This window comes from Sphingopyxis sp. 550A (assembly GCF_053569535.1).
Genome location: NZ_CM131615.1, coordinates 1,263,999 through 1,277,769, shown reverse-complemented (window position 1 = coordinate 1,277,769; position 13,771 = coordinate 1,263,999). Strand labels below are relative to the sequence as shown.

Below are 13,771 nucleotides of genomic sequence, written 5' to 3'. Positions count from 1 at the left end.
CAGCACTCGATCCCCAAAGCGCCGATCAGAGCGTCTTTGGAGCCGGACGATCGGATTGAGCATATTGAAAGTAGATCCGCGCCGCCCGGCCCTGGTCATCCCGGCCGGGGACAGCCCGCACCGTCTTGCTCTGATATCCCGCCTGCAGGACTTCAGCCTCCGTCATCGCAAGATGGGCCATCAGGTGCAGGACGGATCGCTTGCCCTCATCATTATCGTTGATGGCTTCTTCGCGAAGATGCGCCTCGAGCGCTCGCCGACGTCGGCGTTGGCCCCAGAGAAAGCGGGTGTAGGCCAATGACGCGACCGCCGCCGTGAGGATGGCCGATATATTCGCAATGATTTCGAGGATGCCCGTGTCCATATGTCCTCCGCCGGATGATTCTAGCCGTGCTCACGCGACGACAGCATTTGCAGGAGATGGCCGCTCCTACTGTCGACCGTCCTTACCAAGGCCGGCGCGACATCGCCGGCATCCGCAAAGAGCGCGATGCAGTCGCGCCCTCCGTCGGTGGCGCTGCGATAGAGGATGCCGTCAATCGGCTTTCCCTTGGCGGTCCGGAGGAAGGTCCGGAAATATTCGGTGACGATCTGCGTCGGCACATATTCGATATGGACCCGGTCATCCTTTTCGACCCTTTTCCGGAGATCGCCGAGGAACTTCCGCATGAAGATCGCGAAGTCGTAAAGCGGCTGACGTCTTGGATCGAAGATGCTCATAAAGAGCGACTGCGTCAGGTCAAGAACATGAATGTCCCGGCCGAGTCCGAAGAGTGCCATCGTGTGACGATCCTTATCGGAGGCGAGCGTCTCCGCGCGCGCCGTCGCTTCGTCGACCGCTCCGTAGAACATCGGGATACCGGCGGGACTCATACGACTTTGCGAGGCCCGATCCTTAGGCGGCGGGCCGAGATCGGCGGGCGCCTTGAAGTGTTCGCCTCGCTTGCGATAGCGGCAACGATAGAATGCGGTGCCGGTCTTCAGCTTGCGGATCATGCGCGCCCGGCGGCATTTGTTCGCCACGGCGGCAAGCAGTTCGCTGGGCCTGATCCGTTCCTCATCGTCGGACGGCGCCGTCCCCTCGAAGAAGTAGCGGCGCTCATGCTTCACGACATCGACGAAGCGATCCCAGCTCCACGCGAGCACCTCATGGTCGCGCGCCGCATAGGGATCGGTTTCGCTCCAGGTCCAATCGGGCAGTGCGCCCGCAATATCGTCGATCAGGCCATCACGCGCAAATTCGGTCAGGTCGAGATGGTCGTAGCAGAGTTCGAGGCTGTCGTAGGTCGATGCGCCGACATATTCGTCATCGGCCCAGCCGACGCCCTGATTGGCATCGTCATAGCGCGAGCAAAGACCTTCGAAGATGAATTGGGTCACGACATCGAAAGGCGCGCCCTTCGGCACCTTGCCGCGCCCGCAATAATAGGAGCAAGGCTGGTTGGTGATGGATTTGCGGATGAAGGAGCGCAGCGCGCCATCTTCGAAGCAGGCGGCCGAGACATAGACGCCAGGTCGCGGATCGATGCGCCCCGATTCCATCATCGCTTCATAGTAGCGTTTGGCAGTCCCCATTGATCGCGTCGCCGCTAGACCGTCGGCTCGACGCGATCGAACGGTTCGGGATGCCTTCCCTCGCCGCTCTCCACAATCCGCCGCCAGCGCAGTCCGCTCGATGTTACATGCCGTCCGGCTCCCTCGTGACGCTCGGTGAGCGCCGCGCAGATTCCCATTTCCTCCTTCATCGACACGTCCTTTTCTTTCCCTTTCGACGCCGCAGCCCAATAGGATCGAGCGCCGTCTTACCGCCGCAATGGTGCCGAAAGAAAGGCGCATGAACTGGTGGCGCACCATATTTGCTGATAGTCCGCGCCGATGTTATCGACCTTGCTTCTTGATTGCGTACTATTCCGGCGACTGACCGGTCGCCTCCAACCGAAGCTCGTTCATCCTACCGCCCGTGCCTTCCGTTTCGAGGAATGGCAACGCATTGCCGCAGACGATGCGCTCGACACGCGTGACCTGACGATCGCGCGTGTCGCCCGGCTTATCGGCGCGAACCTCGGGGTGCTCCGAACCAATTACCTTGCGCCGCTCTTCGAGGGCGTCGCGCGAGAAACGATCATCAACCTGGCAGTTGCCGACGCCAATCGCGCCTGGGTGATTCTACGCAGGCAACATAACGAAGCGGTCGCGACCGCGATGGCCAGCGGGCGTCCCGGCTATTATTCGTCGCTCGGCGAGATCGGCGTCGCCACGGCGGGCGGCGGACCCGAGATTCCGATCGACCAGGCAAACAACAATCTGATCGACACGCTGCCCCATTGGTTCGGTATCGCGGCGGAAGCGCCACCCGAACCAGGCACGCCGACGCTCCCGCTCGATCAGATCGCGCTTCGCGCCCAGCTGATGCTCAATCTCGAGCATAGCTACCGACACATATGGCAGGAAGTCCTATGGGAGCCTTGGCATCTCGTCGAAACCGAGGATCGTCTTCATCTCGTCGCGCTGTTTCCGGAAGACATGGGGCGCTGGCAGGCTTGGGAGCATCGCGACAAGGCATTGGCAGCGCAATATTCCTTGGTTGCCCGCAACCTCGAACGGCATCTCGGTCTCGCGGTGACCCGCCTTCCGCGCACCGTCGTCGGGGCCGACGAGACCGGCGCGCTGCGCCTCGGCACCCCGACGGCCGAGCAGGCCGAACTGCACCGCTCGATGCTCGAGGTCGTCGAGGATTCCTATCTCGGCCTCTTCTTCGATCAACAGATCGGTCCAGTACCCGGGCTTACGCCGCGCCTGCTCGAATCCGCAATCTGCATTCTCCAGGACGCGCTCCATGTCCTGCTTCCAGACGATCTCGATCCGGCGACCTTCGCATCGGATTATCACGAGATGCTAAGGTGCGCGCTCGATCGAGACGCCGTCTTACGCCTGCTGATCGATGCCCTCGCCATCAACCCGGCACTGGCCGATGCGGTGCTGGGGGTCCTCGCGGTCGATCCGATCGGTGCCCTCAAGCAGTTGTTCGTCACCGGACTTTGGCATCGGCCGCTCATCGCGACCGCCGATGGCAAATTGATGCCGGTCGCGGGGGCTCTGATGTGGGGATCGCCGCTCAGGCGAACCGAACGCTGGCTTCAGGATGCCGGTGGCCCCGACCTCTCGACGACGAGTTTCGGGCTGCGCTTCGAAGCCGATTACCGGGATCGGCTGGCAACGGCGCTGTCGGCAAATGACATTCTGGCGCCGGAAAGCGGCCTGTCGTCGATCGCGGCCGGCGAGGCCGGAGAAGAGATCGATCTGCTGGTCCGCGTCGGCTCGACCTGCATCGTGGGCGAGATCAAATGTCTCGTCTGCCCTTCCGAGCCGAACGACCGCTTCGACTATCTGCGCAAGCTGGAGGATGCGTGCAAACAGGCGCAGCGCAAGGCGCGCTGGATCGAGCGCCATCCCGAGGAAGCGGTGAAGCGCATTGGCGTGGCGACCACGGCGATGCGCATCGTGCCGCTCGTTCTCGTGAACCAGAGCAATGGCATCGAATGGGCGTTCGACGATTGCCTCGTTACGGATACGCGATTCCTCGAGCTGTTTCTTGCTGGAGGCGAATTTTCGTCCGGGGCTGCGCTCTTCAACGAGAATAGCGGGCAAACGCCGGTGTACGTCCCCCGGCGCCTCTATCGCGACGCCCGAGAAGCGGAGGCGATGCTCCCGGCGATCTTTGCCGCGATTCCGGGTATGGACCCGTTTCGTGACGCGGTTCGCTGGGTCGATATGCCGGTGCCATCCATGGGCGAGCGGAGGCTCTTCATGCAATTTCCGATGATGGATGTGGAAGCCTATGAAGCGAATATGGCGATTCCTGAAGCGCTCGAACGAGGCCGGGGAATGACATGAGCGAGCCCGCAAGCGCTGTCGATGCGAAGCTCGACCTCGTCTTTTCCGGCCAATCGGTCGACTGGAAGGGCGCGCGCATTCCCGCCGAGAAACTCAAATCCCGGCTCTTTTCGAACGCCCACGCCGGCCCGCCCTTCGTCATCGGCCTCAACAACGCGGTGATCGACGGCGACCTGTTGCTTGACGAGATCGGCGAGAGCAGTGGCCCCTTGTCGCTTCAAATCCTCGGCTGCCGGCTCGGTCAGTTTCGCGCCCGCACGTCGCACTGGCGGCAACTGGTCATCGCCAACTCGCGCCTCGACTGCATCGACCTGCCGCAAATGCGCGTCGATCACAGCGTCGCGATCGAGCTTTGCAAGGTCAAACGCTGGCTCGAGATGCGCGAAAGCCGTGTCGGCGGGACCGTCTCGCTGTGCGGCAGCAGCTTTGCCGGTTCAGACGATCGGGGCGCAGTGGTCGCAACCAATGCCCTTATCGAGGGCGATTTCGCCGCACGTGATGTGCGGACCCGCGGCTGCTTCGTCGCGAACCGGATCGATGTGGGGGGCAGCGCCTTCTTCGATGGAGCCGAGCTCGATGGCCGCGACGCCGAAGAACCCAAAGCGCTCGATCTCGCGCGCGCGCGGGTGGCGGGGTCGGTCAGATTGTGTCCGGGCAAGGGCCGGTTTATCGCGCATGGGCGCATCCACGTCGACTCCGCCGATTTCGGCGCGATGGCGATCAAGGCGGCAAAACTCGATGGCTGTGGGCAGCCGGCGATCGTCGGCGACCAGCTCCAGGTTCGTGAAACCCTCGATATCAGCGGCCTGACCTCGCACGGATTGCAGAAACTCGAAGTTGAGGGCGCGCTCCGCTTCGGCTCGTCGATCATCGGCCGGCAAATCCAATGCTTCGATGCCGCCTTTTCCGGCGCGGACGAGCTTCTCGTCCTGCACAATTGCCGCGTTGGCGGCGACGTTATGATTGGCCATGCATCGGCAACGACAAGCTTCGCCGGGACGCTCAATGTTGATCTCTGCGACCTCGAAGGCCGCCTGATCCTCGAATCGCTCGATTTCTCGGGCGACGAGGCGGGCGCAAATGCCCGGCAGGCGCGGATCGCCAAAGAAATCACATGCTACAATATCCGGGCAAGTGGTCCGCTGCGGCTTGATAACAGCGAAGCCAACGGGCTTCAGATCGAGAATGTCGAACTCGTCCGCACCGCGCTCCCAACGGTTCGCGACGGGCTTCCCGAGGCCTACTCGCATCCCGAGGATGTGCTGCTCGAACTGATGCACATTCGCCTGCGAAGCGACATGCGTCTGCAAAATGTCGTGGTGACGAACGGGAACATCCGCATGGGCGAAGCCACGATCGGTGGCGGCGCTCAATTTTCGGTCGTTTCGGTCGACGCCGGCAACCGGCTGGCGCTTATCGCACAGGGAGCCAAGATTGGCGGCGGCTTCCAGCTCGCCGGGACGCCGCAAGCGCCCGCGATGATCGGCGGCGAACTCTCGTTAATGGGCGCGACCATTGCCGGCGATCTGACCTTCTCTCATGTCCGTTTCGGGACTGCTGAAGCCAAGACGAGGCTCAACCTGCATAATGCGGCGATTGCCGCGGGCGTGGTTTTCCACGAGTGCGAACTTCATGGGGTCATCGTCGGAAGCAGCGCGCGGTTCGGCGGCGATTGCCTTTTCCATTCGACGCGCTTGCTCAATCGAGACGAAGTAACCTGCGACCTGCGCGGCGTGCGCGTCGAAGGAAAACTGCAATGGGCGACAACGTTCCGCTCCGAGGACGAAGTGACCTGCGTGATCGACGGCCATGTCACCCTCGACGGGGCAACGCTTGGCTCGTTGAGCTGGAAGAGTGTCGAACTCGTCGGTGGCTCGAACCTTGTCCTTATCAATATCAAGGTCGACCGGCGGATCGACGGCGAGCATCTGCTTGCCGGAGAGGATGGACGTATCGACCTTTCGGGGACCACGACGCCGTTGCTCGTCGACCGCTTCGGCCGTCACGATAGCTGGGGAGAAACGCGGCTCGGGCTCGACAATTTCGCTTATGGGCAGCTCGCCAATCCATCAGGCGGGAATGGGGACACGGCAAAGGAAATAACACGCCTGCGAACCGAATGGCTCGATCGGCGTTTCGACCCGACCTCGGCGCGTCCAGCGCGCCACCTTGCTTCGATCCTGCGACAGCAGGGACTTTTCGAAGCGTCCCGCACCATATTGGAATCGGCCTTCACAGCCGAGGGCGCCGCCCGCCCAACTGTCGCCGGCCGTCTGTTCGCGCATATCTTCGGTACGCTCTTCGGGCACGGGCTCAGCGGGACCAGGGCTGCCCTCACGATCTTGCTGATCTGGGTGTGGGGCGTCAGCGGCACCCTCGATCTGAAGCGGAAGGATCTTTTCATTGCGCCGGCTGCTGAGACTGGCAGTTCGCAGTCCTGCAGCGATCGGATCGACCCCTTCATCTACCCGCTCGACGTGATGATCCCGCTCGACTTCGGCGAGGAATCGCGCTGCGTCATCGGAGCTGGCAAACGGGCAGAGCTCCAGGTCGGCTATCCGGTCTTCGGGAATTGGACGATATTGGGGACACTGCCCGCCGCCAGGACGATTGCAGTTCTCTACAAGCTTTTGGCCTGGATCGCCCTATCGCTGGCGATCGCAACATGGTCGGGCCTCTTCAAGCGCGCCGGGCGCGAGTGAAGTGCGGGACGATTTGTCCGATTGGTCCGGCTGGATCGAGGCGTGCGATCGAGATGAGCGTGTGATATTGGGACATGCCCGACACGGCAGATCCGCGTTGGCGCAGGATTTGACGCAATGGACTTGAAGGATATTTCAGCAGCCGGCGCTCACGCGAGCGGACTATCCGATCTGCCGCAATCGGTTGTCGATCAGCTCCGGCTCGCGAACTCGCCGGCGGTCCGGTCGGCCATAGAGGCGCAGCGGGCCGTCGCCTCGGCGACCGCTGTTTTCGGGAACGAGACCGCCGCCGCACAGTTGCAGGAGATGCAGCGTGCCGAGCAGTTGACGCGCGCCGCCATGATCGAGGACACCATCGGCTCATCCTCGCTTGCGAAGATCGCCCGGGGACAGATTGACAGCCCCGCCATGCGCGCCGTCCTCGGACAGTTTGACAGCGCGACGATGAAGATCATTCGCGGCGATTTCGATACGCCAACGATGCGTATGATCCGGGGCGACTATGATAGCGCCGCGACGATGGCGCTCAAAGGGGCCTTCGACAGTGCTTCGGCCAGGGCACTCATGGGTCAATTCGACAGCGAATCGATGAAAGCCGTCATGGGGCGGTTCGATATCGATACCGTGAAGGCAACACTCGGCTTCTTCGGCAGCGAGAAGATGCGTTCGATCCGCGATGTCATCGAGCATCCGCTGGCTTCGCCGTTTGCCTCAGCGGCCGAGTTGGCGCGCTCGATGGCGCTCCCCGATGCGCTTTCGAAGTTCCAGCCTTCGGTCGCGTCGCTGGCGATCAGGATGAGCCTGTTCAATTCCCGTCACGTCATAACTGACGACGCCGCACTCGGCGCTTTCGCGCGCAGCGCTGCGATGTCGGATGCGCTCTCTACGGCTTCATTTGTCGACCGCGAGATGATGCACGCTTTCCGGGCCTTTTCGTCCGCGAGCATGCCGAACATCGGCACCCTCGGGGTTTACCGCGCGTTTCTCGACGCCTCGGGTCTCTGGATCGCACGCTGGCCACGAATGCGGATGCTGTCGGCGTCCGAGAAGCGCCAGCGAATGCGCAGACGCCTCGCCGGCAACAGGGAAGAACGCCACGTCAAGAAGGCGAAATCACTCGTGCACAGCTATGAGCTGGTCCTTCGCGATATTATCGATGGCGCGATGGCCGACGCCTACGGGGATGATTGGCAGCGCGAAAGGCTTCCCCTGTGCGGATGCAACACGCTGATTGGCCGCGCGGCGAACAGGGGTGGCGATCCGCTCGAACATGCCGACTATGCGCACTACCGCATGATCATGTGCCACGATGAGCATTTTGCCGATATTTTCTCGATCGCTTTCGAGGATCCCGAGCTTTTGGCCGAACTCGTCGACGAGGCTGGGCGCCTGCGCGCGCGGTCACACCATCCTCATCGTGACAAATTCAAGCCCGAGGATTTGCGCGACCTGCGCTTGGTATGGCGAACGATCGAAAAAGGCATGCTCATGCTGACTACAGATTATGAGTTCGAGCTTCCGTGACCGCTTGTTCGAACGTCCACCAACCGAAACAACGTACCTCGTGACGCCTCCCCTTACTTGGCAGGCGCATGACACCGAGGGCTTTGATGCACGCATGCAAGCCCGCTGCGATTCGCTCTTGCAGGTGATCCGCGACGACCGAACGATGAGACAGTCTATCCTTGCCAACCCACGCGACCTTCACAAAGACTTGTTCTCGGATTTTACGCCGCCAGCGCATCCCGAATATGCCGGCACTTATCGGGGCACCAAAGGCACGAGTTTGGAGCATCGGAAGATAGAAGCAGTGAGCCAGCTCAACGAGGGCGAAACCTATCTTTTCATCCCGCCAAACGAAGTTGCTGACGGGATGAAAGATCTTCTCGATCATCTGACCCAATGGCTGAACGATGCAGCAAGCGATCATGAGAAGCTGCTGGGACTCAGCTATGTCTTTTGCTGGTTCGGTAAAATCCATCCCTTCCTCGACGGAAACGGGCATGTCCAACGGGCTATTTTCGCCGCTATAGCTGTCGAATTCGGATTTCCGCTGTCTTCGCGGTTTGCCATTCACCCCCGACCATATGATCGCTTGTTGGCCACGGCGCTGGAGTTGTTCACGCGATCACCAACTGGCGAGGAAAATGGCGAACTGGCGCTCGTCGGTGAGTATCTTGGCTTTTTCCTCGACGGGCCATTTCAGACACCCCGTGCCAATCTACTCGACGAGTCACCATATCCCTAACGGCGATCACGTTGTTGTCAGAGGTGCAAAACGGTCGATCTGCATATCACGCAGCTGATCGGTCTCTGTCTTTGCAAACTCCAATCTTGATCGGCGTCGCCCCTATGGCAGGTGCAGCTTGTTCCAACAAAATCACACCAACTTTTATTCCAATTTTGTTGCACGGAGCTCCCAGCGGTCCACGGAATGCACGAAAATTCGCGGAAAATGGTGGGAACCGCCGGAATGGCAATTCCGAGAGCTTTCGCTGCTAGGTTATTGAAAAGAAGGTGAACCCGGCGGGATTCGAACCCACGTCCCCCAGATGAGGAATCTGATGTGCACCATCAGCAAAATATGGGCTTAAGCGAACATCCAAGCGGACTCCTCGTGCTGCCTCTAATGAATAATCGCATTCGGAAAGCAGCATGTCAGCCGCAATGGCTGACATGAGGCCCGGATCTGTCGATATCCTTGTTGCGATCGAATGACCGCTTTCGGGCACAGAGTCATCAGGACCGGAACGGCCGACATCGGGCGCGAAGCCGCCCCCTCCTTCAACCTTCGGCGCAGGATCTAGGTCGACAGAACCACGCCGACGAGCGCCAGGAATGCGCCACATAATAACCCGCCAGTTCCCGCCCAAGTAACCCACCAGTTCTGCTCGTCGGTCGAGCGGCGCTGCTTGATCATGCCCTCGACGCGGCCAAGCGTGCGCGCCAACGTATCGCGAGCCTCCCCCAGAGTTTTGGAGTCATCAGCTCGGAAGCCCATCAATGCTTCGTGTATTTCCACGGTGATCGTTTGCGGCGTGAGCTGCATCGCCGGCTTCTGGTTGATGCCTTCGATCTGCTCCTCAATCTGGCCGAGACGAGAGGCGATATCGCGCAAGGTAGGCAAATAGTCGGGAAGCTTTTCCTTCGCCGATGTGAGGCCTTGGATCGCGGTTCGCTGCAGGGAGATTTCACGGCGCAGCTCTTCGAAGGCCTTGGCGGCGTCGGCGGCGGGCGGGGTGCGGACAGGTTTCTGGGTCATGGCAGCAGCTTACATCGAGATACCCATGCCGCGTCCACGCCCGAGATACTGCTGGAGGTCGTGAGACAGCGTTTTCCCTCTCACAGCGTCTAAACCCAGCTGGGCGCGGCGATTCTGCAGCAGCGACTCGAGCTGCGGGTCGCGGTGCAGGCTCTTCACCATGTCGTTGAGGTTCGCACGCGCCTCGTCGCGCGCAGCATAGGTTGGTGCCTTCCGCGCCTGCGCGCTCTCCTTCTTCCACGAGGCGACGAACAGCTCGGCCCGCTTCTCGACTTCGGCAGCCAGTTGCTTTGCCGCGGCCGCCTGCCGCACCTGCTCGCGCGCCGCGCGCTCGGCGGCCGCGCGCTCAGCCGCACGTTCGGCGGCCCGGGCCGCGACCGCGCTGTCCATCGCCGCGATCGCGCCGGCGGTCCGCCCTGCCGCTGCCTCGCTGGCGAGGTTGTAGCTTTTCCCGAACGCTTCGCGCAGATCGCGCGCGCCGCCAGGCCGAAGCGCATCGAGATCCTGCCGGGCCTTCCTGTATGCATCGAGCTCGTGCGGCAGTTCCTTCCCGCCGGCGCGCCGGACATCGACGATCTCCTTCGTCACCCGCGCAAAGCGCTCGACCGCCTTGTCGAGCGCCGACGGGGCCGCGGCCGTATCGAGGGCGCGGGCGCCGACGCGGACGTCCGACAGCCCGACGGTTCGCCGCAGCTTCGGCGCCTCCTCCCGCAGCGGCTCGCGCGAGACAGTGAGCTTCAGCCCGTCGAACATGCTGCGCTTGGGCTCAGCGACCTTCGTCGCCTCCGCCACCTTGTAATCGCTCGCCATGTCCTTTCCACGCTCGCGGCCGAGCGTGCGCACCAGTTTCGACTGGCTGGCGAAGTCATCCTTGCCATAATGGACGTCGACCGCCTCGCGATGCCGCGACATGGCGACATAAACACCGTGCCGATCCATGCCCGGCGTCGCGAGCAACTGCACGCGATCGACGGTCATGCCCTGCGCCTTGTGGATGGTCGCCGCATAGCCATGGTCGACATGGGCATAGTCCTTCAGATCGAACGCCACGCGTCGACCGTCGTCGAGCGTAACCGCCATACGCGCAGGACTGACGCTGTCGACGCTACCGAGCGACCCGTTCTTGACGCCGAGGTCGCGCTCATTCTTGAGGAACATGATGCGGTCGCCCGATGCGAAGCTCCGCTCGCCGCGCTCGACATTGAGCACGACCTCATTGCCTAGCGCCCCGCCCGCTTTCAGCCGCTCGCGCACCGCCTCGTTGAGCTCACGGACCTCGTCATTGGTGTGGGTCAGGATGATGCGGCTGGCATCGGGATGAGCCTGCCGGTCGCGATCCCACGCATCGACAAGCTCCGTGCGAGCAGCGTCGCGCGTGTCGGCGACGTGGACAAACCCCGCCTCGGCGTAGCGCCCGATCGCCTCGCCGGTCCGTCCGGTCGCGAGCTCGCGCGTAGCCTCGCGCTGCCAGTCCTCCTGCTGGCGGCGGATGTCCGTGATCTCGACGGCACCATGACGTTCGGCCGCGGCGCGGAACGCCGCGCCGGCCTCAATCGCCTGCAGCTGTTCAGGGTCGCCGACGAGAACGACCTTCGCGCCCTGCTTCTCCGCCTCGGATACGACGCGTTCGAGCTGGCGCGTGCCGACCATCCCCGCCTCGTCGATGACGAGGATATGTTTGTCGCTGAGCAACTCGCGATCATTCGCCCATTGATGTTCGAGGCTGGCGAGCGTGCGCGACGCGATGCCCGAGCCGTGTTCGAGGCCTTCCGCGGCAATGCCTGACAGCGCGGCGCCCTGCACCTGATAGCCCGCCGCCTCCCAAGCCTCGCGGGCGACGCCGAGCATCGCGCTCTTGCCGGCCCCGGCATAGCCGACGACGTTGCTGATCCCGCGCGAACTCGTCACATGCTCAAACGCGCCGCGCTGTTCCGGCGACAACTCCAAACCACGATCGAGCGCACGCTCCAGCGCCCGTTCGCGATGGCGGTCGGCGACAGCATGATTACGCCGCACGTCGAGGGTGGCGGTGGCGTGCTCGAGCCGCTGCTCGGTCTCCAGCATCGACCGCGACGTGAACCGGTCCTCGCCGCGTCCATCTTTGCCAAGCGCGATGAGATCGGGAGAGGTTTTGACCGCCGACATCACGGCATCGAACTGCTCCTTGCCGTCGCTGTGCCGGTGCACGAACATGGCGAGGTCGCGGTTGGTGAACGTCGCCTGCCGGTGCGTGATCGCGTCGAGCGCGATGCCGGGATCGGCGAGAATCTTCTCGCCGTTCGACCGCGCGATCTCGATATGCTCGGCGAGCCGATCAGAATCGAGCCCTTCGGCCGCCATGCGCGACGCCGCGGGGCCGATCTTGTGCTGCGGCTCGAGGTCGATCCCCTGCGCTTCCAAGGTGCGATGATCGACGCGCGCGTCGATGTCGAGTGCCGCAAGACGCTCGTTGACATGCTCCGCCCAGGCTTCGCGCCAATGGGTCAGCAGTTCGGTGCGGTTCCAGTCGCGCACTTTCGCGCCGAACTCGGCGCTGCCATCCTCGCCGATCTTGATCTCGCGCATTGTCAGCATGACATGCGCGTGCGGCTTCGCGAGGCCGTCGGCGCCGATGTCCCAATGGACATTAAGATCGGCGATCATGCCGCGGTCGACGAACTCGGCTTGTACAAAATCACGAGCCAGCGCGACGCCCTGTTCCTGGGTCATCTCTCTGGGAATGGCGAACTCGACTTCACGGGAAAGCTGCGCGTCCTTGCGGAGCTCGGCCGCCTCGACATCGTTCCAGAGCCGTTCCCTATCGCGCCACTGTTCGTCAGCGCCCTCGGGCAGCATCACCTCGCTGTGAACGACGCCCGCCTTATTCGAGAAGTCATGGCTGCGACCAAGCCGCTCGTCGTGCAGCCGGTCGGCCGAACGATAGGCTGCGGCAGCGACCGCGCTGCTGCCGACAGCACGCGAAATGACTTTTGCCGAGAAATGATAGATCGCCATGACGGCTACTTATTTAGGGCAAAACGAGCACGTCGGCACGACGTATAAGCGCGCCCTCACACTATTTCATCGCGCTCGGGATCACAGCTTCTCACGAGATTTCAGCTACTTGAACGACGTTGAGACTCGGCATAGCTGGTTCGTCCGATCCCATTAACATGGAAGGACAGACGATGCGCAAACCGCGTGATTTCGATGCCGAACTCCAGGCGCTCACCGACAAGGCCAAGGCGCTCAAGACGAAGAAGCAAGGCCAGCTCGGCGAGCTGGTTATAGCAACGGGCGCCGATGCGCTGTCGATCGAACAGCTCGCCGGTGCGCTGATGGATGCTGTCGGCGCAGACGCTGCGCGGAAGGAGGCGTGGCGCAAGCGCGGCGCAAGCTTCTTTCGCGGTGACGGCGCCCGCGCTCGCGGCGGCGCTGGCCGCAACGCGGGCGGCACATCGCCGGGCGTGGCAAGCACGCAACCGCCTGCAGGCGAAGCGGGCGCGGCATGACACGCGCGCGTGGCAGGTGAAGCGCCGCGAGCGCACGCGCCAGCTGATCGAGCTGGGCGGCCTCGTCGCCAAAGCCGACCTCGTCGAGCTGACCGGCGACAATCGCGCCGTGATCCTCGGGTTGCTCGTCGAGGCCGCCGCGATGCTACGCGGCGAGGCGCGCGAACAGCAATTGCTGCTATGGCGCCGCCGGGGGCGGCGCGCCTTTACGGATGGGGATTTGCAGCCGCCTGCGACAGCGATATGGCGCGCCGATGACCGATAGGAGCACCGCCATCATCTTGCAGACGGTCGAACGCGCGCCGCAGTGGGTTCGCCGCGATCTGTGCTCGACCGATCAGGCGGCCCGCACGCAGGCCGAAGAGACGCTCGCCGCCATGATCGCCGATGCCTTGAACAGGACCGGCGAACCGCAGGCCTGA

The 13,771-nt window shown here is 62.8% G+C and carries 11 protein-coding genes and 1 tRNA gene; 7 read left to right on the top strand and 5 right to left on the bottom strand.

From position 1 onward, the window contains the following. Nucleotides 1-25: 25 nt before the first annotated feature. Both ACVENA_RS06105 and ACVENA_RS06100 read right to left on the bottom strand, forming a co-directional pair. The gene (locus ACVENA_RS06105) at nucleotides 26-364 is read right to left on the bottom strand and encodes a hypothetical protein (RefSeq protein WP_449328047.1); all 339 of its coding nucleotides are present in this window, start codon (nucleotides 362-364) and stop codon (nucleotides 26-28) included. Between the two features lie 20 nt (nucleotides 365-384). Then, entirely contained in the window at nucleotides 385-1,854 is a 1,470-nt protein-coding gene (locus tag ACVENA_RS06100) for a HEPN-associated N-terminal domain-containing protein (protein ID WP_449328046.1), read from the bottom strand. 21 nt (nucleotides 1,855-1,875) lie between these two features. Between ACVENA_RS06100 and ACVENA_RS06095 the strand changes: the two genes are divergently transcribed. The 4 genes from ACVENA_RS06095 to ACVENA_RS06080 all read left to right on the top strand — a co-directional run bounded on the left by ACVENA_RS06095 (nucleotide 1,876) and on the right by ACVENA_RS06080 (nucleotide 8,844). After that, nucleotides 1,876-3,894 (top strand): hypothetical protein, encoded by a 2,019-nt coding sequence (locus tag ACVENA_RS06095; protein WP_449328045.1) that lies wholly within the window; start codon nucleotides 1,876-1,878, stop codon nucleotides 3,892-3,894. Beyond that, nucleotides 3,891-6,596, top strand: coding sequence for a hypothetical protein (locus ACVENA_RS06090; RefSeq protein ID WP_449328044.1), 2,706 nt, complete (start codon nucleotides 3,891-3,893; stop codon nucleotides 6,594-6,596). Before ACVENA_RS06095 ends, ACVENA_RS06090 begins: the two co-directional genes overlap by 4 nt. Before the next feature lie 117 nt (nucleotides 6,597-6,713). Then, the gene (locus ACVENA_RS06085; RefSeq protein ID WP_449328043.1) at nucleotides 6,714-8,120 is read left to right on the top strand and encodes a hypothetical protein; all 1,407 of its coding nucleotides are present in this window, start codon (nucleotides 6,714-6,716) and stop codon (nucleotides 8,118-8,120) included. Further along, nucleotides 8,101-8,844, top strand: a complete 744-nt coding sequence (locus tag ACVENA_RS06080) for a Fic family protein (protein WP_449328042.1) — start codon at nucleotides 8,101-8,103, stop codon at nucleotides 8,842-8,844. Before ACVENA_RS06085 ends, ACVENA_RS06080 begins: the two co-directional genes overlap by 20 nt. Before the next feature lie 273 nt (nucleotides 8,845-9,117). Here the strand turns inward: ACVENA_RS06080 and ACVENA_RS06075 are convergent. From ACVENA_RS06075 to traA, 3 genes are all read right to left on the bottom strand, one after another. Further along, a tRNA-Ser gene (locus ACVENA_RS06075) sits at nucleotides 9,118-9,188 on the bottom strand. A 211-nt stretch (nucleotides 9,189-9,399) separates the two neighbouring features. Further along, nucleotides 9,400-9,858 carry a DUF6118 family protein gene (locus ACVENA_RS06070; protein ID WP_449328041.1) on the bottom strand — a complete coding sequence of 153 codons (459 nt, stop codon included), beginning with the start codon at nucleotides 9,856-9,858 and terminating at the stop codon, nucleotides 9,400-9,402. A 9-nt stretch (nucleotides 9,859-9,867) separates the two neighbouring features. Then, complete coding sequence (traA, locus tag ACVENA_RS06065) at nucleotides 9,868-12,852, bottom strand: Ti-type conjugative transfer relaxase TraA (protein WP_449328040.1); 2,985 nt, start codon at nucleotides 12,850-12,852, stop codon at nucleotides 9,868-9,870. 173 nt (nucleotides 12,853-13,025) lie between these two features. Here traA and ACVENA_RS06060 point away from each other — a divergent pair, with 173 nt between their 5' ends. From ACVENA_RS06060 to ACVENA_RS06050, 3 genes are read left to right on the top strand one after another with little or no spacing between them, the layout of a single operon-like run. After that, entirely contained in the window at nucleotides 13,026-13,349 is a 324-nt protein-coding gene (locus ACVENA_RS06060; RefSeq protein WP_449328039.1) for a conjugal transfer protein TraD, read from the top strand. Nucleotides 13,350-13,365: 16 nt separating this feature from the next. After that, nucleotides 13,366-13,614, top strand: coding sequence for a conjugal transfer protein TraD (locus tag ACVENA_RS06055; protein ID WP_449328038.1), 249 nt, complete (start codon nucleotides 13,366-13,368; stop codon nucleotides 13,612-13,614). After that, entirely contained in the window at nucleotides 13,604-13,771 is a 168-nt protein-coding gene (locus ACVENA_RS06050; RefSeq protein WP_449328037.1) for a DUF6771 family protein, read from the top strand. Before ACVENA_RS06055 ends, ACVENA_RS06050 begins: the two co-directional genes overlap by 11 nt.